This is a genomic window from Kitasatospora sp. NPDC056076 (assembly GCF_042266305.1).
Taxonomy (GTDB): domain Bacteria; phylum Actinomycetota; class Actinomycetes; order Streptomycetales; family Streptomycetaceae; genus Kitasatospora.
The window spans coordinates 1-20,937 of record NZ_JBHJWG010000056.1 but is presented as its reverse complement, the minus strand read 5'-3'; the positions used below and the strand labels follow the sequence as shown (position 1 = coordinate 20,937).

At 76.6% G+C, this 20,937-nt stretch carries 20 protein-coding genes; 10 read left to right on the top strand and 10 right to left on the bottom strand.

All coding sequences use genetic code 11. The annotated features are described in order from the left end of the window. Window positions 1-16: 16 nt before the first annotated feature. Window positions 17-964 carry a LysR family transcriptional regulator gene (locus ACFC1T_RS33265; RefSeq protein WP_375895017.1) on the bottom strand — a complete coding sequence of 316 codons (948 nt, stop codon included), beginning with the start codon at window positions 962-964 and terminating at the stop codon, window positions 17-19. A gap of 143 nt (window positions 965-1,107) precedes the next feature. Between ACFC1T_RS33265 and bla the strand changes: the two genes are divergently transcribed. Beyond that, complete coding sequence (bla, locus tag ACFC1T_RS33260; RefSeq protein WP_375895014.1) at window positions 1,108-2,070, top strand: class A beta-lactamase; 963 nt, start codon at window positions 1,108-1,110, stop codon at window positions 2,068-2,070. A gap of 46 nt (window positions 2,071-2,116) precedes the next feature. Next, entirely contained in the window at window positions 2,117-3,217 is a 1,101-nt protein-coding gene (locus ACFC1T_RS33255) for an MBL fold metallo-hydrolase (RefSeq protein ID WP_375895011.1), read from the top strand. Window positions 3,218-3,221: 4 nt separating this feature from the next. Here the strand turns inward: ACFC1T_RS33255 and ACFC1T_RS33250 are convergent, their stop codons facing one another. The 5 genes from ACFC1T_RS33250 to ACFC1T_RS33230 form a co-directional block, all read right to left on the bottom strand. Then, the gene (locus tag ACFC1T_RS33250) at window positions 3,222-4,532 is read right to left on the bottom strand and encodes a phosphodiester glycosidase family protein (protein ID WP_375895010.1); all 1,311 of its coding nucleotides are present in this window, start codon (window positions 4,530-4,532) and stop codon (window positions 3,222-3,224) included. 101 nt (window positions 4,533-4,633) lie between these two features. Further along, the gene (locus ACFC1T_RS33245) at window positions 4,634-6,919 is read right to left on the bottom strand and encodes a Helicase associated domain protein (protein ID WP_375895007.1); all 2,286 of its coding nucleotides are present in this window, start codon (window positions 6,917-6,919) and stop codon (window positions 4,634-4,636) included. Window positions 6,920-6,947: 28 nt separating this feature from the next. Further along, on the bottom strand, window positions 6,948-7,655 hold the full coding sequence (locus ACFC1T_RS33240; protein WP_375895004.1) for a helix-turn-helix domain containing protein: 708 nt from the start codon (window positions 7,653-7,655) through the stop codon (window positions 6,948-6,950). Then, entirely contained in the window at window positions 7,652-9,775 is a 2,124-nt protein-coding gene (locus ACFC1T_RS33235; RefSeq protein ID WP_375895002.1) for a hypothetical protein, read from the bottom strand. The genes ACFC1T_RS33240 and ACFC1T_RS33235 overlap by 4 nt, the downstream gene beginning before the upstream one ends. A 205-nt stretch (window positions 9,776-9,980) precedes the next feature. After that, the gene (locus ACFC1T_RS33230; RefSeq protein ID WP_375894999.1) at window positions 9,981-10,529 is read right to left on the bottom strand and encodes a DUF2165 domain-containing protein; all 549 of its coding nucleotides are present in this window, start codon (window positions 10,527-10,529) and stop codon (window positions 9,981-9,983) included. A gap of 101 nt (window positions 10,530-10,630) precedes the next feature. Between ACFC1T_RS33230 and ACFC1T_RS33225 the strand changes: the two genes are divergently transcribed. The 5 genes from ACFC1T_RS33225 (at window position 10,631) to ACFC1T_RS33205 (ending at window position 14,469) form a co-directional block, all read left to right on the top strand. Then, window positions 10,631-11,200 (top strand): AAA family ATPase, encoded by a 570-nt coding sequence (locus ACFC1T_RS33225; RefSeq protein ID WP_375894996.1) that lies wholly within the window; start codon window positions 10,631-10,633, stop codon window positions 11,198-11,200. 314 nt (window positions 11,201-11,514) lie between these two features. After that, window positions 11,515-11,772, top strand: a complete 258-nt coding sequence (locus tag ACFC1T_RS33220) for a hypothetical protein (RefSeq protein WP_375894994.1) — start codon at window positions 11,515-11,517, stop codon at window positions 11,770-11,772. A gap of 91 nt (window positions 11,773-11,863) precedes the next feature. Further along, window positions 11,864-13,201, top strand: a complete 1,338-nt coding sequence (locus tag ACFC1T_RS33215; protein WP_375894991.1) for a tetratricopeptide repeat protein — start codon at window positions 11,864-11,866, stop codon at window positions 13,199-13,201. Window positions 13,202-13,292: 91 nt separating this feature from the next. Further along, window positions 13,293-13,730, top strand: coding sequence for a hypothetical protein (locus ACFC1T_RS33210; protein ID WP_375894988.1), 438 nt, complete (start codon window positions 13,293-13,295; stop codon window positions 13,728-13,730). Window positions 13,731-13,770: 40 nt separating this feature from the next. Then, window positions 13,771-14,469: a hypothetical protein gene (locus tag ACFC1T_RS33205; RefSeq protein WP_375894985.1), complete on the top strand. Its 699-nt coding sequence runs from the start codon at window positions 13,771-13,773 to the stop codon at window positions 14,467-14,469. 74 nt (window positions 14,470-14,543) lie between these two features. On the opposite strand, the gene ACFC1T_RS33200 is transcribed toward ACFC1T_RS33205, so the two are convergent. Next, the gene (locus ACFC1T_RS33200; protein WP_375894983.1) at window positions 14,544-16,106 is read right to left on the bottom strand and encodes an alpha/beta hydrolase family protein; all 1,563 of its coding nucleotides are present in this window, start codon (window positions 16,104-16,106) and stop codon (window positions 14,544-14,546) included. 269 nt (window positions 16,107-16,375) lie between these two features. Here ACFC1T_RS33200 and ACFC1T_RS33195 point away from each other — a divergent pair, with 269 nt between their 5' ends. Next, a complete protein-coding gene (locus ACFC1T_RS33195) occupies window positions 16,376-17,629 on the top strand; it encodes a sensor histidine kinase (protein WP_375894980.1) in 1,254 nt (417 codons plus the stop codon). Next, window positions 17,626-18,312, top strand: a complete 687-nt coding sequence (locus ACFC1T_RS33190; RefSeq protein WP_375894977.1) for a response regulator — start codon at window positions 17,626-17,628, stop codon at window positions 18,310-18,312. Before ACFC1T_RS33195 ends, ACFC1T_RS33190 begins: the two co-directional genes overlap by 4 nt. A 49-nt stretch (window positions 18,313-18,361) precedes the next feature. Here ACFC1T_RS33190 and ACFC1T_RS33185 read toward each other — a convergent pair whose 3' ends face one another. Then, window positions 18,362-18,532, bottom strand: coding sequence for a hypothetical protein (locus tag ACFC1T_RS33185; RefSeq protein ID WP_375894974.1), 171 nt, complete (start codon window positions 18,530-18,532; stop codon window positions 18,362-18,364). A gap of 193 nt (window positions 18,533-18,725) precedes the next feature. Here ACFC1T_RS33185 and ACFC1T_RS33180 point away from each other — a divergent pair, with 193 nt between their 5' ends. Continuing rightward, window positions 18,726-19,646 (top strand): hypothetical protein, encoded by a 921-nt coding sequence (locus ACFC1T_RS33180; RefSeq protein ID WP_375894971.1) that lies wholly within the window; start codon window positions 18,726-18,728, stop codon window positions 19,644-19,646. Between the two features lie 78 nt (window positions 19,647-19,724). On the opposite strand, the gene ACFC1T_RS33175 is transcribed toward ACFC1T_RS33180, so the two are convergent. Together ACFC1T_RS33175 and ACFC1T_RS33170 are read right to left on the bottom strand one after the other, a co-directional pair. After that, a complete protein-coding gene (locus ACFC1T_RS33175) occupies window positions 19,725-19,865 on the bottom strand; it encodes a hypothetical protein (RefSeq protein WP_375894969.1) in 141 nt (46 codons plus the stop codon). Between the two features lie 136 nt (window positions 19,866-20,001). After that, window positions 20,002-20,835 carry a maleylpyruvate isomerase family mycothiol-dependent enzyme gene (locus tag ACFC1T_RS33170; protein WP_375894967.1) on the bottom strand — a complete coding sequence of 278 codons (834 nt, stop codon included), beginning with the start codon at window positions 20,833-20,835 and terminating at the stop codon, window positions 20,002-20,004. Window positions 20,836-20,937 lie beyond the last annotated feature (102 nt).

Sequence of the window (20,937 nt, the reverse complement as noted above, 5' to 3'; positions counted from 1 at the left end):
CCGGTGCGGTCGCTGGTCACAGCGGGAACTCCATTGCGGGCCGGGGGTAGAGCGGGCGGTGGGGCGGTGGGGGCAGCAGGCCGCCCGGTCCGGTCAGCGCCTCGTGGGCGGTGTGGGCGAACAGGCGGACGGCGGGCCCGCCCCGCCCGGCCGGCCAGGCCGTGGAGGTCCGCCAGGCCAGCGGGGTACCGGTGAGCGGACGCCAGACTGTACCCGGTGGCGGCGCGGTGCGCGGCACCAGGGCGATGGCGCTGCCGGTGAGCACGAGCGCGCCCGCGACGTCGGGTCCCGGCGGGTCGACGACGGCCTCGGGGGTGCAGCCGTGCCTGGTCAGGGTGGTGAGCACCTCGTCGTACAGGGCCGGGGCGGTGGCGCGCGGGAAGAGCACCAGGCGCAGGCCGGTGAGGTCGGCCACCGCGAGCTCCGGGCGGTCGGCGTACGGGCTGCGGTCGGCGAGCAGGACGCCGAGCGGCTGGTGCAGGACGGGGCCGAAGGCCAGTCCGTCGGCCGGGCAGGGGTGGCGCACGACGGCGACGTCGACGGTGTGCTGGGCGAGTTCGCGCACCACGGCCGTGACGGGCACCTCGCGCAGTTCGAGCCGGGTGCCCGGGGAGGCGGCCTCGAAGCCGGTGAGCAGCGCGGCGAGGGTGGCCGGCCCGAGGTCGGGCGGGACGGCCGCGCGCAGGGTGCCGGCCCGTCCGCTGCGCAGGTCGGCGGCGGTGGCCAGGAGGCGGGCGGCGCTGTCCAGGGTCTCCTCGGCCTCGGCGAGCAGCAGCCGGCCCGCCGGGGTGAGGTCGACGCCGCGCGGGCCGCGGTCGAAGAGGGTGACGCCGAGTTCGCGTTCGAGGCGCTGGATCCGCTGGGAGAGCGAGGGCTGGGCGATCCGCAGGCGCTCGGCGGCGCGGCCGAAGTGCCGTTCCTCGGCGACGGCGCGGAAGTGGCGGAGGTGCCCCAGCAGGTCCATGGCCAGCCATCATAGGTGTTTTCTTATCGTCCTCTTCATGATTGCGGTCTTGGACTGGAGGGTCGGCGGCCTGGTTGGCTGAGCGCGACGGCGCGACCGCATCGGCGCGACCGTGACGGTACGAACCACCTGGGAGAGCACTGATGACGTCCGACCTCCACCGCCCCCGCCGCCCCCGTCCCCGCGTCGCGCTGCCCGCCGCGGCCCTGCTGGTGGCCGCGCTGGTCGGCGGGTGCGGCGGGGCGGGCGGCGCCTCGACGGCCTCCGGTACGGCGGCCTCCGCCGTGACGGCGGTACCGGCGGCCGGGGCGGCCCCGGCCGATGCGGCGGAGGCCTCCTTCGCGGCGCTGGAGCAGCGCTTCGGCGCCCGGCTCGGCGTGTTCGCGGTGGACACCGGCAGCGGCCGGGAGGTCGCCCACCGGGCCGACGAGCGGTTCGCGTACGCGTCCACGATCAAGTCGCTGGCCGCCGGGGCGCTGCTGCGGACGGCGTCCGACGCGGACCTGGACAAGGTCGTGTCCTACCGTCAGGAGGACGTGCTGGAGTGGGCGCCGGTCGCCTCGCAGCACGTGGCCACCGGCATGAAGCTGCGGGACCTGGCCTCCGCCTCCATCCAGTACAGCGACAACACGGCGGCCAACCTGGTCGTCGCCGAACTCGGCGGCCCGGCGGCCGTCCAGAAGTCCCTGCGGGACCTGGGCGACTCGACCACCAGCGTCGACCGCACCGAGCCCACCCTGAACGAGGCCACCCCGGGCGACACCCGCGACACCAGCACGCCGCGGGTGTTCGCCGGCGACCTGCGCCGCTACGTGCTCGGCGACCTCCTCCCGCAGGACCGGCGCGCTCTGCTGACGGACTGGCTGGTCGGCAACACGACCGGCGGCCCGTACGTCCGCGCGGGGGTGCCCGCCGACTGGCGGATCGGCGACAAGACCGGCAACGCGGGCTACGGCACCCGCAACGACGCCGCGGTGGCGTGGCCGTCGGGCGGGCGCGCCCCGATCGTGATCGTCGTCCTGTCCGACCGCGGCAAGGCGGGCGCCAAGTCCGACGACGCCCTGCTCGCCGAGGCGACGAAGACCGTCGTCAACACCCTCGGCTGACGTGCGCAGGAACGTCCCTTCCCGACCGACCAGGAGCCCGACCGCGATGATCCGCCCCACCCGCCGCGCCGCGACGGAGGCCGACTACACCCGGCGCCGGCTCGCCCAGCTCGCCGTCCTCGGTATCGCCGCCGGGGCCGCGCCGGCCGCCCTGCCGGGCCCGGCCTCGGCCGCCACCGGAACGTCGGCGAAGGCACCGTCCGGCCCGCGCCCTGCGGCGAAGGCGCCGTCCGCCGCCTGCGCGCACGACGAGCGGGCGCGCCGCCTGGCCGGTGACGACCCCGTGCTGCGGGCCCTGGTGACGGCGCTGACACCCGGCTCCGCCCTCCCCCAGCTGCCCCCGCCCCCGCCCGTCAGACTGTTCGACAACCTCGTGCTGCTGAGCGCGGGCTGGGTCTCGGCGATGGCGGTGCTGACGGACGACGGCATCGTGCTGATCGACGCGCTCACCTCGCCCGCCGACGCCGAGGATCTCATCGTCCCCGGGCTGCGGGCCGTCGGCGCCGACCCGACGGCGATCCGGCACATCGTCGTGACCCACGGCCACCCGGACCACTTCGGCGGCGCGCAGACCCTCGCCGACCGCTACGGCGCCCGGGTGCACATGTCCGCGGCCGACTGGGACCTCCTGGCCCGCACCCGCCCTGCCGACGCCCCCGCCCGCGACCTCGACATCGCGGACGGCGCGCAGCTCACCCTCGGCGGCACGACGATCGAACTGCACCACACCCCGGGCCACACCCCCGGCACCGTCTCCCCGGTCATCCCGGTCCGGGCGGGGCGCCGGCACCACAGCGCGATGCTGTGGGGCGGTCTCAAGCCGCCCTCGACGGTCGCCGAGCTGCGCACCTTCCTCGCCTCCGTCCACTCCTTCCGGGCCGTCATGCGCCGGGCGAACGTGGAGGTCGAGCTCTCCAACCACCCGAACGACCACGGCCTGGAACGGGCCGAGCAGCTGCGGCACCAGCCGCCCGGGGCCGCCAACCCCTTCCTGCTCGGCGGCCCCCGCACCCAGCGGTACATGGCGGTCATGGACGCGATGCTGCGCGGCCGCATCGCCGAGAAGGAGGAGGCCGTCGGGGCGGCGGAGGCGGCCGGGACGGCGGAGGGGGTCGTCGGGGCGGCGGTGGCCCACGGCTGTTGCTAGCCGGCTAGCCGCCGCTGTCGGCCGCCCGCGCCGCGCTCCCGGGAGCGGGCCGCACGCCGGGCCGGGCGGCGAAGACGCCGAGGGCGTTGGGGATCCTGCGTTCCAGGCCGTGGTCGAGGTGGTTGCGCACGGTGGGCCCGCCGGTGGCGGGGTCGCGGGTGACGAGGGTGGCGGAGGCGCCGCCGTCCAGGTAGGCGCCGTCCGGGCAGCCGAGCCCGCGCAGCACCCGGGCGAGCTCGGTGAGCGTCAGGCCGGTGGAGGTGCCCTCGCGCCCGTCCGTGGACAGCAGCGTCAGCACCCGCCCGCCGTCCGCGAGGCCGACCGCGCTGCGCGGCTCGGCGGTCGTGGCGTCCAGGCCCGCCGGCTCCCGCCCGCCGCGCAGCAGCCGGTAGGCGCCCAGCGCGAAGCGGAAGGGCACCGGAGCGTCCGGGACGAGGCGGTGGTCCACCGCGACCGGGGTGCCGACGGGCAGGCCCGCCAGCACCCGGGCACCGGCCTCGCGGCCCAGCAGCACGGTGCTGCCCGCCGGGATCGGGCCCGCGCCCGGGGTCGGGGAGGTCGCGGCCACCCGGCCCCGGCGGATCGTCACCTCCCAGGTGTCCGCCGTGCAGGGGGCCGCGCGCGACTCGTCGTTCCCGCACGCCGCGCGGGCCCGGGAGACCTCGCCCCACTCCGGCGTGAACACCCCGATCGAACCGACCGGCAGGGCGTACTGGTTCAGCCCGCCCACCGGCCACACCCCGCCCGCGGCCCACACCCCGCCCGCGGCCCGCACACCGCCCCGCAGCACCAGGCGCCCCAGCCGGGCCACCCCGTCCGCCCCGACCCCGAGCACGTCCCGGACGGTGTCCCCCGGCGGCGGCCGCCACCCGAACCGCTGCGCCGACGGCACCGCCGCCTTCAACGCCCGCCCCCGGTACACCTCCGGCCCGGACGGCGCCCCGGTGGCCGGCACCCCCGGGTGCTGCTCCTCGCTGATGTCGAAGAAGTCCCCGTTGACCGCCGCCACCGCACCGCTCGCACCGACCAGCGCGGTCAGCGGCGCCCGGGCCGCCACCGCGCCGGGGAACAGCAGGTCCGCCCGCACACCGGGCGCGCGCAGGTCGGCCCGCACGGCGTACACCCGCGCCCGGCCGTGCGGGGTGGGCACCGTCAGCTCCCGGTAGCCGACGCCGGGCGCGAGCACCGCCCAGTCCGCGGCGGCCTCGGCCCGGGAGGGCGAGGCGGCCGGGCCGCCCCGCGAGGGCGAGGCGGCCGGGCCGATCGGACCCGCGGCCAGCAGGAGGGCAGCCGCGCAGCGCAGAACGGTCTTCATGCCGGCCATGCTGACGCCCACCGCCGGGCCGCCCCCGCACCGCCTGCGGCGCGCCGCCCGGCCGTCCCTCCCCCGCAGGAAAGCGGGCGGGCGGGCACCCGTCAGGTACCGCCGCCGGGCGCTCGGTCGGGGAGGGCGTCCAGGAGGGCGGTCTGCCGGTCGGTCAGTGTGCCGGCAGTGCGGGCCGCCGCCTGCTTGCGCAGCCAGCTGCCGGGGCGGAAGGCGGGGTCGTCGCCCAGGCCGGTGCGGTTGGCGGGGCCGGTGAGGGTGCCGCCGGCGGCGAGGTAGGCGAGCAGGCGGCGGTAGGAGCGGTTCCAGTCCGGTTCCAGGCGCCACAGTCCGTCGAGCGCGTCGAGTGCGGCGGTCCGGTCCGGGGTGAGGCCTTCGGCCTTGCGCTGGCGGCGCATCCAGGCGCCCACCGCGTAGTCGTCGAGTCTGGCGGTGGCGGGGATCGCGAGGTGGCCGTGGACGCGGTGGAAGGCGACGGCGTGGGCGTGGCCGCGTTCCCAGGCGTTGGCGTGCTTGGACCAGATCATGCCGAGCGCCTCCAGCTCAGCGGCCCGGGCCGCGTCGAGCAGGCTCTGACCGGCCAGGTGGCGCTGGCGGGCGAGCCAGGAGATCAGCTCCGGGTGCTTCTCGCGGTCGGTGGGGTCGAGGTGGCCGTGGACGCGGTGGAAGGCGGCGGCGACGGCGTGCATGCGCTGCCACTCGGTGGCGCGCGGGTTGAACGCCCGCAGTTTCACCGTCCGCAGGATCCGCTCCGCGTGGCGCCGGGCGTCGATCCGCAGCCAGCCCGCCGTCGGCTCCCCCAGCACCGGCCGCTCGGCCTCCCCGGCCCCGGCGGCCCCGGCACCTTCCCCGCCGGCCGGCGTCGTGGTGGTGTGCCAGGGCTGGGCGCGGTGGGCGCGCAGCTCGGTGATGCGGCCCACCACCCGGGCGTCGTGCGCGGCCAGGGCGCGCAGGACCCGCCAGATGGTGCGGAAGGAGGAGGCCTCGATCTCGGCCTCGGCCTCGGTGCCGGCCTCGGTGTCGGCCGGGTCGGCGGCCGCCGGATCGGCGTCGGTGGCGGGGGTCGGCAGGTAGACCGGGATGACGACCCAGCTGACCTTGCCCTGCCGGTAGGACTGGCGCAGGGCCCGGCCGACGGCCTGGACGATGTCGATGACCGAGCTCTTGGGGTCGGCGAAGCAGACGGCGTCGACGGCGGCCACGTCGATGCCCTCGGTCAGCAGACGGGAGTTGCAGAGGATGCCGCACTCCTCACCGTCCTCGCCGGTGGAGGCCCTGAACTCGGCGAACGCGGCACGGCGCTCGCGCAGGCGGTCGGTACCGGCCACGGCCCGTACCCGGATCCGCTCCGGCCGGTCCGCGTCGGGCAGCAGCCGGGCGGCCGCGGGCAGGGTGTCCGCGAACTCCCGTGCCCCGCTGACCCGGGAGTGGAAGGTGATGACGCGGCGCAGCTCCAGGTCGGCGACCGCGCGCAGCAGGGCGATCTGCAACGCGAGGCGCAGGAGTTCCTCGTTGCTGCGCTGGGAGCGCAGGTCGGCGACGGCGGGGAGGTTGAGGAGGTCGCGCAGGTCCTCGTCGGTGACGACGGGGACCAGGACGCGGTAGTCGGCCAGGTAGCCGTGCTCGATGCCCTGGGCGAGGGTCCAGGTGTGGACGGTGGGGCCGAAGACGCGCTCGTCGTCCATGGAGCAGAGTGCGGGCAGCCTCCCGGCGGCGGCGCCATCGCCGTCGGCATCAGCATCGGCATCGGCATCGGCATCGACGGTGAGGTCGGCCAGGCCGTCCTCGGCCCGGCGGTCGTCGGCGATCCTGGGGGTGGCGGTGAAGTAGAGCCGGCGGGCGGCGGGGACGCGGTCGTCGTCGTGGACGGCGGCCCACGCCTTGCCCTCGGAGCCGGCGGTGCGGTGGGCCTCGTCGATGACGACGAGGTCCCAGGCCGGGAGCCGGTGCAGTTGGTGGGCCTGGACGATGCGCTCCAGCGAGGCGTACGTCGCGTAGACGGTGACCGGCTCGCCGGTGCGGGCGGCGGTGACCAGGTCGGTGATCCGGGCCGCCTGGGTGGTCACCTCGGCGTGGACGCGGCCGCCGGCCTCCGCGCTCTCCAGCGCCTCCTCCCGCGAGCACGCCGCCACCGCCAGGCCCCGGCGCGCGCCCCGCAACGACCAGGCCTGCGCCGTCTGCTCCAGCAGTTCGATCGTCGGCACCAGAACCAGGACCGAGCCGCGTGCTGCCAGGCGTCGGGCGCAGCCGGCCGCGATCAGGGTCTTGCCGGAGCCGGTCGCCGCGACCACCGTCGCCCGTCCGCCGGTCCGCACGGCCTTGACCGCGGCCGCCACCGCGTCCTTCTGGAACCGGTGCAGCGGCAGCGGGTTCAGCACGGCGCCGCCTCTTCTTCGCGTCCGGTGCTCATCGGCGCTCTTCGGGGACCCAGGCGCGGACTTCGAGGTAGGCGATGTCGGCGTCCTCGACGGCGCGGCCGGTCTCCACCAGCCAGGCCTTCATGGCCTCGGTGACGTCGCCGTGGTGGTCGGCGACCCGCCGGGACCACTCGGCGGCGTCGAAGCCGCCGGTGGAGGAGCTGCCGTAGGTGCGCTCCTCGGTGCCGTCCGAGCGCGGGACGAAGCCACGCCGGATACCGCCGGAGTCCTGCTCCGAGCCCGCGGAGTACACGAACTGGTCGGCCTTCATCCGGACCGTGAAGGCGAGGCGGCCGCCGGCCTGCCCGGTCTCGTGCACCACGGGCGCGAGGTGGGAGGCGCCGGACCTGATGGCCTGCCTCCCCGCCCGGCCGGCCATCGACCCGCCGGCCTCGCCGACGGTGTCCTTGCCCCGCACCCGGGCCTTCTGCCCGGCCTTCGTGCGGCGGCGGGCGGTGTTCGCCTCCGCGATCCCGGCCAACGCCTCGATGTCACGCTCGCCGCCGCGCACCGCGCGCACCAGCTGGCGCAGCGCGCCGACCATGCTCGCGCCCTTGCCCTTCGTGAAGAACTGGCTGACCAGGCTGGCGTCGCGGCCCAGCAGCTTCGCGACCTGACGCCTGGTGAAGCCCTGATCGACCAACTCCTGCGTCAACCGGGCGGCCTCGTTCGGCCGGGACGGGTCGGCCGGACTCACTGGTCGGTTCCCTTCTCGGTGGCGGCGAGTTCGGCGCGGCCCCGGGCGCGCAGGTCCAGGTACTGCTCCTGGCTGGTGGGGTGCTGGATGGGGCCGGTGAGGTGGCCCTTGAGGAGGTAGTCGCCGGGCTCGCCACGGTAGGGCCAGGGCTGGCGCCCGGTCAGGGCGATGCCGTCGGTGCCGAAGTACACGACGGTGCCGGGTTCGGCGTGCAGGGCACCGGCGTGGCCGACGACCTCCTTGCCCTGGCGGTACTTCATGTCCAGCAGCGCCGCCCGCGCGCCCGACCACACGTACGCGGCCCACTCGGGGTGCGCGTAGGGGTCGCGGGAGAAACCGGCCTGGCGCTGCCAGGTCACGACCTCACCGTCCTGGCCGAGGATCTCCACCCCGGCCGGGAGCGCCTCCCCGACGGGCGTGGTGCCGGAGACCAGGCGCGGGCGCTGGGCGAAGCCGCCGAGGCCGAACAGCAGCACGCTGCGGACGGCGCGGGAGGCGAGGTAGGCGGCCTGGCGCTGCCGCTCGTCGCCGTGGACGCGGGAGAGGTTGGTCAGGTCCGCCCAGGCCGCCTTCAATCGCTTGCCCCACTCGTCCAGCGGCTTGCCGTCCTCGAAGAGCAGGCCACCCAGGACCTCGATCCGCCACGGGGCGAGGTGGTTGGACAGCGCCAGGTGGACCTCCGCGCCGCCCGCCCACGTGGTGAAGGTCGCGCCGGGCTCGGCGGGGTAGACCCAGGCACGGTCCCCGGTGACGGGGGCGGGCAGCAGGCCGACGTGGTTCCACCCGGCCGGCACGGTGACGCGCACGTTCCAGTGCGAGCAGGACATCAGGGCCTTGGCCTGCTCCTGCTCGGTCATCGCGGCGAACGCGGCGGCGGTGATCCGGCGCGGCGTGCCGACCGGGGACTTCCACAGGTGCTTGGCGTAGGCGAAGGTGCGGTCGTACTCGACGAGAGCGGGCAGCTGCTCCGGCACGCGCGGGGGCAGGATCAGCTCGGTGCGGCCCTGGCCGCCGGTCGCGTGCAGCAGACCCCGCAGCTCCTCGGACAGCACCGGGTAGCCGCCCGCCCACTTGCCGGTCGTCGGGACGGTGCGCGACCACAGGTCCCGGCCGGTCTGGCTCGGCGAGCCCATCAGGACCGCGTCGTCCCAGTGGCGGCGCAGCGCCTGCCACAGCAGCGTGAACGCCTGGCGGCAGGTGACGACGTCGGCGCCGTCCGGGTCGAACCACTCCCCCATGGAGCGGATCTCGGTGCTCCCGCTGTCCGGGGCACCCGCGGGGGCGTAGCGCCCGACCGGCTGGCGCTGGTGGACGAAGTGCCCGGCGAGCTTGTCGCGACCGGCGCCGACGGCGGTGGCCCACCGCTCGGACGGGGTGTTGAGCCAGGCGGCGACCGCGTCCTTGAGGGTGGAGTGGCGCTCGGCGCCGTCGTGCCAGGGGGCGCCGGCGGTGATGTAGATCCGCTCGGTGCCGGGCGCGGTCGCCAGGACGGCGTCCAGGACCTCGCCCGGGGTGCGGGCGCCGAGGTCGAGCCGCACGGTCCGGTCGCGTACGGCGAGCATCCCGGTCGACGCGTCCAGGAACACCGTGGAGCGGGCCTGCTGGGTGAAGTTGGGGCGCTTGGAGGCCAGGCCGGTGGTGACGGCCTCGAACCGGGCGCCCGCCGGGCCCTCGGGGAGGGTGGGCAGCTCACGCGGACCGGCCTCGGCCGACGGTCGCGGCGCGGGGGCGGGGACGGGCGGTTCGGCGACGGCGGGAGCCGGGGCGGGCTCGGCGACCGGCGCGGGCTTCGGCGCCTCGACGGGCGCGGGCGCAGCAGCGGCGACAGCGACGACGGCGGCGGCCCGGTCGTCGGCCTTGGCGGTGCGGACGGCAGCCGGGGTCGGGTCCAGCAGCGGGGCGATCCGCACGACGTCGCCGACCGACAGGCCCGAGGCCTTCGCGATCGGCGCGGCCTGGGCGCCCTCGTACCCCGCGAGCCCGGCCACCTGTCGCGCACGCTGGGCGGCGAGCCTGTCCAGCTCCTTCTGCGCGGCCGCGACCTGCTTCTCGGCGGCCGTGATCCGGGTGCGCAGCTCACGCAGGCCGGCCAGCTCGGTGGTGTAGGTCTTGCGGTCCATCAGGCCTGCTCCCCCTCGCGGCCCGTCCCGCGCACGCCGGTGGCCACCGGCTTCCCGACCGTCGTCACGAACACACCCACAACCCCGCCGTACCTCTTCAAGTAGTCCAGAACGCCAGAAGGACTCTATGGGGTGCCACCGACGGCTTCCACGCAGGTCGGGCCGGTCGCCGGGCATCAGCTGCGGTGACGGCCCCGGGGGTGTCTCACTCCGGCGGGGCGGAGGGGGTGCGGGGGTGCGGCAGGTTCACCACCACCAGGGCCAGTCCGGCCAGGGTGACGTTGCGGATCGCCGCGTCCAGGCCGTTCCAGGCCTTCGACTGCCACATGGCGAACCACTCGCCGCCGATCCCGATGAATCCGGCCCCGAAGAGGAGCAGCATCAGCAGCAGGCCGAGGGTGCTGAGGCGGCGCGCCGCCTCCGGCCGCAGCCACCAGGCGAGCGTTCCCGCCGTCAGCGCCAGGGCGCTCAGTGCCTCCCAGGCGATGATCGCCACGTAGGCGGCGTTCTGCAGGCCGGGCGAGGTGATGGAGCGCCACATCAGGTCCCGGTCCCGGAAGGTGGTGTCCATCGCCAGCACGTGCTGGACGAAGTGCTGGTTGGTGGCGAAGTCGGTGACGTTCCCGAAGACCACGAGGAGCAGGTAGAGGGCGTTCACGCCGGTGAGCACGGCCGCCGCCGCGGGCAGCGAGCCGAACGCGAGCAGGCGGTCGCGGAGGGTGGGGCCCGGGTTGGCGGGGCGGCTGGTCGGCATGCGGAACAGGCTAGCCGCCGGGGGGGGGGAGTTGGCCCGGCCGCGGTCGGGGTGGCGGGGTCGTTGCACAGCGGGCCGACGGTTCGTCATGCTCTTGTGCCGTGGCGGAACTTGAGGATGGTCCGGTGCGGGGCGGGACGGGCCGTGCGGACACCGTGCTGGTGGTGGTGCGCGGTCCGAGCGGGGCCGGGAAGTCGAGCATCGCGGCGCGGCTGCGCGCCGCCTACGGCCGGGGCGTCGCGGTGGTGGGCCAGGACGTGCTGCGGCGCACCGTGCTGGGTGAGCGGGACGTCGCCGGCGGGGCGAACATCGGCCTGGTCGACCTGGTGGCGCGGCACGCCCTCGACCACGGGTTCCACGTCGTGGTCGAGGGCATCCTCGCCGCCGACCGCTACGGCGCGATGCTGACCCGGCTCGCCGCGGAGCACCGCGGTCGCAGCTTCCTCTACTACCTGGACGTCGACTTCGACGAGACCGTGCGACGGCACGCCACCCGCCCGATGGCCGCGGAGTTCTCCCCCGAGCAGATGGCCGGCTGGTACCGGGCCCGCGACTTCCTGCCCGGCGGGCTGGAGCGGGTCATCGGGCAGGGCAGCACCCTCGACGGGACGGTCGAACGGATCCTCGCCGACACCGCCCTCACGCCGCCCGGCTGGACGCCGAGGCCCTGAGCCCGCGCCCAGGTGGCCGGGGTCGTCCGGTGGCCGGGGTCGTCCGGACGCCCGGGCACCGAGTGGCCGCTCGGTTTCGACACCCCCCTCCCGCGTGGCCGCTCACGCGCCCCGCGGGTCCGTTGCCTGCGGCTTCGACGGCCCCGGCCCGTACTCCGCGCGCGGCCGGGACTTCGCGAACGCTCCGCCGGGTGGACGGAGGAGACCTCCCGTCGGGGACGCGCGGCGCCGCCGCACCGCCCCTTCGACCCGCCGGAGCAGCCCTGCCCGCGGGACCGGCGGCCCCGGCCGGGGTTCGGAAAGAGAGGCCTCTGATGGACCAGCGCAAACGACTCCCCGTCCCGACCGGTGCCACCGGTGGCGCCGGTGCGATCCCCGCGGTCCTCCTGCTCGGCGGGCACGCCCCGTGGTGGGCCGTCGCGCTCCTCGCCGTACCGGCCGCCGTCCGGGCCCTCCTCGACGCCGTCCTCCCGCAGTCCTCGGCCGACCGGCTGGAGTGGTGGCGCGACCGCCGCCGTCACCAGCGCCTGCGGCGCGGCCCCGGGCGGCAGGCGGGCAGTGGGCGGCGGTAGGGCGGTAGGGCGGCGGAAACCGGGTTGCCCGGGTGGTGGTCGGTCGAGGATCATCCTGGGGTCCTGCACGCCCTCTGACCTCCGGAGACCCATGACCAGCGAACTGTCCGAAGCCCGGGAGCTCTTCGAGTCCGGCGACCCGCAGGGGTCGATGCGGGTGCTGCGCTCCGCTGCGGACCGGCTCCCGCCCGCCGAGGTCGCGCCGCTGCTGGCCGGGCTGGCCCGGGGCGCCGGTTTCGAGGACCTGGCGCAGGCTTCGACGGCGCTGGCGGCCCGGCCCGGGGACGCCGAGCGGCTCTACGACTACGGCTACGCCTGTGTCGAGCGCGGCATCGACGCGGTGGCCGTCCCCGCGCTGCGGGAGGCGCTGCGGCTGGTCCAGGCGCCGCCGGCCGCCGCGGTGCGCACCGGCCTGTTCCGCCGCAGGGCCAAGTCGCAGGCCGCCCCGCAGCTCGGGCTGCGCAAGGTGCTGCTGGAGCTGGTGTCGGCGCTGGAGGGCTGCGAGCGGCACGGCGAGGCACTGGCCGTGCTGCGTGAGCACGACGAGCGGCTCGGCGACTGGCCGGACCGGTACCTGACGGTCTACAACGCCCTGATGGACGGACGGATACCGCTGGCCCGTGAGGTGTTCGGGGCGATGTCGGCCCCCGAGGGGATCTGGGTGGGGCCGGGGCAGCGGGTCGGGCGGATGCTGGAGCGGGCCGCGGAGCTGCCGCCGGTGGACGGGCGGGACCTGCGGGGCTGGCACTACGTGCTCACCGGCGGCCTGCTCACCACCCTCTCGCCGCACGGCTTCGAGCAGGGCATGACCGGCCGCTGGGCCTACCTCCAGGACGACTTCGGGCACTGCCACCACGGTCTGGAGCGGCTGCGCGCCGTCCTGGCCGCCACCGGTCGCACGCCCGACTCGGTCGCGCTGCTGGCCGACCGGGGCAGCCGGGCGCTCGGGCTGGCCGCGGCGCGGCTGCTCGGGGTGCCGGCGGCGCCGTTCCAGCCCGGTACGCCGGGTGCGCTGGTGGTCGCGTACGACCTGAACGAGTGCGATCCCGCCGTGGTGGCGCAGCTGAACGAGCGCGCGGAGGGCCAGTTGCTCTTCGAGCACGCCACCTGCTGGACGGACCCGCCCGCCGTGACGGCCGATGTCTCCACCCTGCTGGGGCAGATCGTGAACGCCCCGTGGGAGCCGGGCCTGCAGTTCGGCGAGGACGGCGAACCGGCGGAGGCCGGTCCCGACCGGCGCTCGGCCGAGGAGCTCGCCGAGGCGATCCTGGCCGCCGCCCCGGAGGCGCCGGAGGGCGACGGCGGGACCCCGGCCGACCCGGACGCGGTCCTCACGGCCTTCGCCGCCCGCGCGGTCGGCTGGCCCGCCGCCGGTCCGCGCGACCGGGTGGCTTCCGCCGGGCCGGTGCGCAGCTCCCGCTTCGCGTGACGGCCCGTCCCCACCCGCGGGACGAAACCCTCCGGAACGAACAACCCCCCTGGTCACGGGCCTGCCGGGGTCACCTGGGAGGATCTGCGCCATGACGACCGACATCCGCCGCGCGGCGGGCACCAGAACCTTCTCCGACGTCCTGCTGTCGATGGTCGGCCTGCGCCGGGCGAGCACGGAGAAGGACCTGGCCGACCTCCGGGCGGGCACCACCTTGCAGGTGGCCTGTTCGAGCTCGACGCTGGGCACGGTCAGGATGCTGCCGATCGGCAAGGGGCGCACCGTTGCGCACACGGCCTCCGGCTACCTGCACCTCACGGCCGGCTCGGTGGCCTGGCGCAACCGGCGCACCGGCGAGGACGTCGCCCTCCGGGGGCCGTTCGGCCTGTCGGCGTCGGGGCAGAAGGCCCCGCACCCGAAGATGGCGCGCTTCGACCTGGTGGCGGACGGGGCGCAGCACGTGATCCTGATCCCCAAGGCCGATGTCTCCCTGGTGACGCAGGTGCTGGAGGCGGCCGGCCGGTTCTAGGCTCGCCTGCATGGGTCGTGACGGGCAGGGAAGTGACGGTGTGGTTCAGGTGCCGGCGACGGCGCAGGTGACGGTGCCGGTGCCGCCGTTGGGCGGCTACGAGGCCGGGCGGCTGTTCCACCGGCTGTTGCAGTTGCTCCTGCGGGACTCGAAGGAGGCGGGGCAGCCGGTCGGCCTGCACCAGTACCTGCTGGGTGGCGTGGTGCAGTCGCACGAGCCCGCCCGGGCGCAGGGGGGTGACGCCGGGTCTCAGCAGCCGCGCTGTGCGTGCTGCGGTACGCCGTACCCGTGCCGCACGGTGCTCGGTGTGGCGGTGAGCGCGGGGTTGCCGATCCCCTGGGACTCCCCCGCCGCCGTGGTGCCCGCGCTGCGGGACGCGGGGCTGGAGCCCCGGCCGGGCGGTGAGGTCACGGCGGAGCGGGTGCAGTGGGTGCGCGGCTGGGACGCGCGGCGGACGGCGCAGGGGGCCTGGGAGATCGGCATCGCGCTCGACCGGGGCGAGGTGGAGACCCTGGCGGTGGGGGACGACGCGGCGATGGCCCGCTACCTGGCCGTGGCGGCGGTGGCCCTGGGCAGCCCGTACCCGTACGGCTGGGTCGAGGACGCGGCCGAGGCGGCGGCGGTGCGGCCGGCCGCGCACGCGCAGGTGGCCGAGTGGCGGGAGCGGGTGCGGCTGCCCTACCTGGACGTGCACCGGCAGTACGGGGCGGCCGGGGAGCCCGGGGGCGGGGAGAACTGACGCCCCGGTGCCCGGCCCCGCCCCCGCCCCGCTGTCCTGCCGGGGCGGGGGCGGGGCCAGGCCGCGCGGACCGGTCAGGGGCGGCCGTCCGGGCGGTGGACGCTGAGGCTGCCGTACGCCGACAGGGTGCCGGCCAGGTCGCCGGGCGCGTGGCGCAGGGTGGTGTCCAGGAAGGCCAGGGTGGTCGCGGCGACGAGGTGCGGGCTCGCGGTGCGGCCCAGGGAGCCGACGATCTGGGGCACCGGTGGCAGGTACAGCGGGCCGTCCATGAAGGTGAGGTGGGCGGCGCCGGGGACGGTGAGGCGGTAGCCGGTCGCGGTGTCGAGGGCGAGGGCCTCGGTGAGGCGGGGCAGGTAGCGCGGGTCGGTGCCGGGGGTGACGGCCTGGGTGAGCGCGAGCACCGGCTGGTGGAGGGCGGGGGTGGTGGGGCCGTGGGGGAAGCCGTCCAGGTCGATGACGGCGTCGATCCGGGGGTCCTGGCGGGCCGCCTGGAGGGCGGCGGCACCGCCCATGGAGTGGCCGGTGGCGGCGACCTTGCCGGTGTCCAGGCGTCCGGCCAGCGGGTCGCTGCTCCCGCTCCGGTCCAGGTTCTCCAGCTGGGTGAGGGCGAAGCCGAGGTCGGCGGCGCGGACGGCCGTCCAGCCGGCGGCGAGTTGCTCGTCGGTGTCGCGGTCGCCGGAGGAGGTGGTCGCGGTGCGGATCGTGCGGCCGTCGTCGAGGACGACGGCGGCGGAGTCGTACGGGTGGTCGAGGCCGGCCACCACGTAGCCGTGGCTGGCCAGTTCCTCCGCCCAGGCGGTGTTCTGGGTGCGCACCCCGCCCGCCCCGGGGGAGAACAGGACGACCGGGAACCGCTCGTCCCCGCCGGACACGGGGGCGTTGAAGACCGCGTGGGTGCGGGCCCGCGGGACGCCGTCGACCAGGAAGCCGGGCAGGCCGACGCCGTGGGCGAGGGCGTCGGAGACGGTGCGCGCCTCCTGCTCGGTGCGCCCGAGGTACTGGGCCCGCGGCGCGTCCGCGGGGCTCTTCCGTGCGGGGTACCAGAGTTGGACGACGACGGTGCGCCGGTCGTCGGGGTCGGCGGTGAAGGTCTCGGGGCGCTGGGGGTCGGTCCACTGCACCACCCGGGTGCCGACCGCGAAGGGGCCCGACGGCTCGGGGAACACGGGCACCGGGAAGGCCCAGGCGGCCACCGGCCCCGCCGCGATCAGGCCCACGCAGGCCGCCGAGCCCGGCAGCGCCAGCCACCACCGGGCCCGCCACCCGGGCCGGCCGGGGGTGGCGGGGCCGGTGGTGGGGTCGCCGGGTTCGGCGGCGGGGTCGGCGGCAGAGCGGTGGAGGCGGCGGCGGAGCCGTCGCAGCAGGGGGGCGAGGGCGAAGGGCAGCGCGAGGGCGGCCCCGGCCAGCACCGGCAGCAGTTGCCAGCGGATCCCCACCACGCCCAGCACCGCCGTGGCCAGGACGAGGACCGCCACCGCCGCGACGGTGACGCGCGGTCGGGCGGCGGGGGGAAGCCAGCGCGCCACCACCAGCGCGAGGGCGCCCAGCACGGCGAGGAACTCGGGAGGGGACATGGGCAGTCCCGTGATGATCTCGGTCACGCCGCCATCGTCGGGGCGGGGCACCGGGCGCCGCATCGACCTCCGGTCGCCCCCCGGTCGCCCTCGCCTGCCACCGCGGTCGCAACCGGGCACGCCGCACGGGCGGGTGCACTGCGACCGCAGGAGGTACCGCACTCCTCCTGTGGTCGTACAGGGCCGGTGGTGCCGTCAGACGGCGGACTCATGTGCGCCACCGCCCCCGCGGCCTACCGTGGCGTGGCGCGCTCAGCACGCACGGCGGGTTGAGCAGGAACGGCGCGTTCAGCAGGACCGACACGATCGACAGGGACGTCAGGGACGTGGGGATGACCGAGGCGGCCGCGCAGTCCGGCCCGGGCCGGGTGGTGCGAGCGGTGGGGAGCACGCGGCTGAGCGGCCTCCGACCGCCGCCCGCCGTACGGGAGTCGCTGCCGCTCGCGCTGCTGCTGCTCCATGTCGCGGCCACCCGCGCGCCGCGGGAGTTCCCGGTGGCCGCAGCCCTCACGGTGGCCCTCGCGCTGCCCCTGGTGTGGCGGCGCCGGGCCCCGCGTGCGGTGTTCGGCGCGGTGGCCGGCGCGGCCTTCGTCCAGTGGCTGGCGGGCGTCCAACTCCCCGCCGATGTCTGCCTGTTGGTGGCCCTGCACGCGGTGGCCGCGCACGCGGGCCGGCGCGACGCGCTCCTCGCCGGCGCCGTGGTGGAGGGCGGGGCGCTGCTGGCGTGCCTGCGCTGGGCGACGGAAGGCGCGTTCCTGGCGCCCTTCGTCGCGCTGAGCGCGGCGGTCGTCGCCGCCGCGGCGCTGGGCGCGAACGCGCGCACCACCCGCGCCTACCTCGCGGCGCTGGAGGAACGGGCCACGCACCTGGAACGCCAGCAGGACCAGCAGGCGCGACTGGCCGTCGCCGAGGAGCGCACCCGCATCGCCCGGGAGGTGCACGACATCGTCACCCATAACCTGTCCGTCATGGTCGCGCTCACCGACGCCGCCGTCCACGCCCAGCACCGCTCGCCCGAGCGGGCCACCGCCGCGATGGTCCAGGCCTCCGAGACCGGCCGTCAGGCCCTGACCGACATGCGGCGCTCGCTGGGCATCCTGCGCACCGACGAACCGGACGCGCAGCGCCACCCGCTGCCCGGCCTCGCCCAGCTGGAGGCCCTGGCCGAGCGGATGCGCGCCGCCGGGCTGGCGACCCGGGTCGAACTGCGGGGTGGCCACGCCCACGTGCCCGCCACCGCCCAACTGACCGTCTACCGCCTGGTGCAGGAAGCCTTGACCAACACCTTCAAACACTCCCCCGCCGGCACCCGCGCCGAGGTCCGGGTCCGGTGCTCGGCCGCGACCGTGACCGTGGACGTCACCGACAGCGGCCCCGGAACCGCCTCCCGCCCCGACCCCGGGACCGGGACCGCCTCCGGGGGCAGGACCGGGGCGGGGGCCGCTGCGCCCGGCCACGGCATCCCCGGCATGCGCGAGCGCTGCGCCGCCTACGGGGGGACGCTGCGGGCCGGACCGCTCCCGGGCGGCGGCTGGGGCGTGCACACCCGCCTCCTCCTCGACGGCGACGGAGCCGTGCCCGCATGACGATCCGCATCCTGATCGCCGACGACGAGGCGCTGCTCCGGATGGCCTTCGCCACGATCCTGGAGGCCCAGCCCGACATGGCACCGGTGGGCGAGGCCGCGGACGGCGCCCAGGCCGTACGCCTCGCCCGGGAGCTGCGGCCCGACGTCGTCCTCATGGACGTCCGGATGCCCGGGACCGACGGGATCGAGGCGACCCGGCAGATCACCCTGGCCTCCCCGCGGAGCAGGGTGCTGATCCTCACCACCTTCGACCTGGACGAGTACGCCTTCGCCGGCCTCGGCGCCGGGGCCTCGGGCTTCCTGCTGAAGAACACCAGGCCCGAGGAGCTCCTCACCGCGATACGCAACGTGGCCGCGGGTGACGCGGCGCTCTCCCCCCGGATCACCCGCCGCCTGCTGGAGGACTTCCGCCCGCACCTGCCCGACGGCACCCGCACCGGCCCCGGCAACGGCAACGGCAACGGCCGGGACGAGCGGCTGGGCCGGCTCAGCGCCCGCGAGCGCGACGTGCTCCTCCAGGTGGGCCGCGGCCTGTCCAACGCCGAGATCGCGGCCGCCCTGTACCTCGCGGAGGCGACCGTGAAGTCCCACCTGGGGCGGATCCTGCACAAGCTCGAACTCCGCGACCGGATCCAGGCCGTGGTCTTCGCCTACGAGAACCGCCTCGTCCCCCCGGCCTGACACCGCCCGCCCACGGGCCGGTGCGGCCCGGCAGGGCGGGGCGGGGCCGCTACCTGCGCCCCTCCTCGTCCTCCTCGCCGTCCGGCGGCAGGCCGACCTCCTCGCGGTCCTCCTCGGTGCGCTCCTCCAGCTCGGCCTCGTCGGGGCGCCGGGGCAGGCCGCGGCCGTGGCCGGTGTCGGGATCACCCTCGACGTCCTTGTTCGACTTGTGGTGCGACATGGGGATCCTCCTCGGCCGGACGGCCCCTGGTCGGGTACGGGCTCGGTACGGGTTCGGTACGCGCCCCCTCCCATCACCTCTCCGGGCCCGGCGGCCCGCAAGTCGGGCGGGCGGCCGCGGGCGGCCGCGGGCCGGCCGGTCCGCTTGGGCGTTGGCCGTACGGCGGGCGGGTGGCGACGGTACCGTGCTGGGCATGCGAATGACCGAACGCCTGTGGGCGGCAACGGTGTTGGCGATCACCTGTGCGGGGCTGGGCGGGTGTTCGGGGGCGGGCGCCCCGGCGGCGGACACGGCCGCGAGCACCCCTGCGGGCGCGGGTACCGGAGCCGGTACCGGAGCGGGCGGCGGGGCCGAGGAGGTCGAGGGGACCGAGCTCGGCTCCGGCCACCTGCGGCAGATCGTCGAGTCGGTGTACCTGTCCGGCACGGCGGGGCTGCGCGGCGGCAAGGTGCTGCGGCCCGGGCCGGGCAAGCCGCTGGCGCTCTCGCCCTGCCGGCTGGAGGCGCCGCGGGCCGGTGTGCGGATCGACGACAAGGTCCGCACCGGGGCTCCGACGGTGCCCGTGCCGGCCCTGTACGAGCTGCGGGTGCCCGCCGCGGCGGACGGGATGTGGGCGAGCGTGTACGTGCTCGCGCGCGGCACGGACACCACGAAGCTGCTCGCCGACGTGGTGACGGCCGCCCGGGCGTGCGAGCCGCGCACGGTCGCGCCCGACGACCCCCGCTCGCGGTCCACCGTGCCGGTGGCGACCACCGTGGGGATCACCACCGGGACGGAGGGCCCGGGCGTGGCCGTGCTCACCCGGTCGGTGTCCGCCGCCCCGGGCGCCACCACCCCGCCCGCGGGCCCCGGCTGGACCGTCGGCCCGGACGGGAAGCTGGCGCCCGACGGCGACCTGCGGGCCTCCCCCGCGTCGGGCCCGGTGGACGTGGACTACGGCGAGGCGGTGTTCTACGGCACCAACGGCCGGGTCCTGGTCGAAATGGTCAGGGTCGGCGGGAACCGCACCCCGACGAACGCCTCCCCCGGTGCCCCGGCCGCCGAGGAGGCCTACCCGGCCGCACAGCGGGCCCTGAGAGAACTGCTCGCCGGCTTCAAGGGCCTGCCGGACTGACCCCGCCGCCGGGCGCCGGGAACACCCGGCGGGAGGAGCGGCCCGCACCGACCGCACCGACCCGCGGGCGCGGGCGCCTCACTCGGTGTCGGCCACCGGGACCTCGTCCTCGCGGATGATGATGTGGTCCTCGCCCTCGATCTTGATCTCGGTGCCCGCGTAGCCCTTGGCCGGGGCCTTGTCCTTGGCGGACGTCGTCGCCTCGTTGTCCTCGCTCATGTCTCCTCCTTCTCCTTCCGGTCGACGCCGTGTCGACCCGCACCGATCCTGTCATGACGGACCGTCACCAGAAGGTCACTCGCACGGATCGGAGGAACCCTCCCCCACCGAGCGGTCCTTCCCGGCGGGGCGGGGTTCAGGGGGCGGTGAACAGGGTGGGGAAGGCCGGGGCCAGCCAGGGGCGGCGGCCCCAGGCGAGGACCTTGCCGCGCAGCAGCGCGTCGGTGGCGCCGAGGCGGCCCAGGGCCATGAGGAAGAACGCCACCGGCTCGGTGAGGATCGTGCAGTCCGGGCGGCGCGGCGGCTGCGGGCTCACCGTGGCGGCGCCGTCCGCGAAGGTCACCGCGAAGCTTTCCAGGCCGCGGATCCGCAGGCGGTAGCAGGCGTTGTGGCCGGCCGCGGCGCGGGGGTCGACCACCCACGGCATGGCGGTGCGCAGGAAGGGCAGCGTCAGCGCGACGCGCCGGCGGTCCAGCGGGTGCGGGCGGCCGAGGGCGCGGGCGATGTCGTAGAGGTGGGCCAGCATGTGGGTCAGCAGGTAGGCGGTGAGGGTGTCCAGGTCCATCGCACCGAGCGGGGTCGTCACCGGGGCGGTGCCGGGGCGCGGGGTGGCCGCCGCGGTGAACTCCCGTGCCCGCTCGGCGATCTGCGCGGCGAGGACGGCCGGGTCGCGTTCGGGCCGGGCGGCCAGGGCGGCCGCGTTCGCGGCGGCCAGCGAGCCGGGGGTGCCGTCGCCGTAGGGCCGTTGCCCGCCGGCGGCCAGGGCGGCCATCAGCTCGTTGGCCATCGCGAGGTGGGCGGCGGCTTCGGCGACCGTCCAGGTGGATCCGGGGACGGGGGTTCCCCCGTCGCAGCCGGCCAGCAGGGCGGGGGCCTCGTCGCCGACCTCGGTCACCGCCCGCAGGAGCGCGGTGCGGGCGGCACCGGGGCCGGCGGCGCCGGGGTGGTGCGGGGGCTGCGGGGCGTTCATGGGGGTGAAGCGTGGCCCACTCCCCCGCCGCTGTCCAGGGGTACGGCGCGGTCGGCACGGTCGGTGCGGTCGGTGCGGTCGGCACGGGGACGGGACCGGGCC

What these genes read in the sequence shown, in the direction of transcription:
- ACFC1T_RS33265 (WP_375895017.1), bottom strand. Translation starts at nt 964, where the DNA reads ATGGACCTGCTGGGGCACCTCCGCCACTTCCGCGCCGTCGCCGAGGAA.
- bla (WP_375895014.1), top strand. Translation starts at nt 1,108, where the DNA reads ATGACGTCCGACCTCCACCGCCCCCGCCGCCCCCGTCCCCGCGTCGCG.
- ACFC1T_RS33255 (WP_375895011.1), top strand. Translation starts at nt 2,117, where the DNA reads ATGATCCGCCCCACCCGCCGCGCCGCGACGGAGGCCGACTACACCCGG.
- ACFC1T_RS33250 (WP_375895010.1), bottom strand. Translation starts at nt 4,532, where the DNA reads ATGAAGACCGTTCTGCGCTGCGCGGCTGCCCTCCTGCTGGCCGCGGGT.
- ACFC1T_RS33235 (WP_375895002.1), bottom strand. Translation starts at nt 9,775, where the DNA reads ATGGACCGCAAGACCTACACCACCGAGCTGGCCGGCCTGCGTGAGCTG.
- ACFC1T_RS33230 (WP_375894999.1), bottom strand. Translation starts at nt 10,529, where the DNA reads ATGCCGACCAGCCGCCCCGCCAACCCGGGCCCCACCCTCCGCGACCGC.
- ACFC1T_RS33220 (WP_375894994.1), top strand. Translation starts at nt 11,515, where the DNA reads ATGGACCAGCGCAAACGACTCCCCGTCCCGACCGGTGCCACCGGTGGC.
- ACFC1T_RS33215 (WP_375894991.1), top strand. Translation starts at nt 11,864, where the DNA reads ATGACCAGCGAACTGTCCGAAGCCCGGGAGCTCTTCGAGTCCGGCGAC.
- ACFC1T_RS33210 (WP_375894988.1), top strand. Translation starts at nt 13,293, where the DNA reads ATGACGACCGACATCCGCCGCGCGGCGGGCACCAGAACCTTCTCCGAC.
- ACFC1T_RS33200 (WP_375894983.1), bottom strand. Translation starts at nt 16,106, where the DNA reads ATGCGGCGCCCGGTGCCCCGCCCCGACGATGGCGGCGTGACCGAGATC.
- ACFC1T_RS33195 (WP_375894980.1), top strand. Translation starts at nt 16,376, where the DNA reads ATGACCGAGGCGGCCGCGCAGTCCGGCCCGGGCCGGGTGGTGCGAGCG.
- ACFC1T_RS33190 (WP_375894977.1), top strand. Translation starts at nt 17,626, where the DNA reads ATGACGATCCGCATCCTGATCGCCGACGACGAGGCGCTGCTCCGGATG.
- ACFC1T_RS33185 (WP_375894974.1), bottom strand. Translation starts at nt 18,532, where the DNA reads ATGTCGCACCACAAGTCGAACAAGGACGTCGAGGGTGATCCCGACACC.
- ACFC1T_RS33180 (WP_375894971.1), top strand. Translation starts at nt 18,726, where the DNA reads ATGCGAATGACCGAACGCCTGTGGGCGGCAACGGTGTTGGCGATCACC.
- ACFC1T_RS33175 (WP_375894969.1), bottom strand. Translation starts at nt 19,865, where the DNA reads ATGAGCGAGGACAACGAGGCGACGACGTCCGCCAAGGACAAGGCCCCG.
- ACFC1T_RS33170 (WP_375894967.1), bottom strand. Translation starts at nt 20,835, where the DNA reads ATGAACGCCCCGCAGCCCCCGCACCACCCCGGCGCCGCCGGCCCCGGT.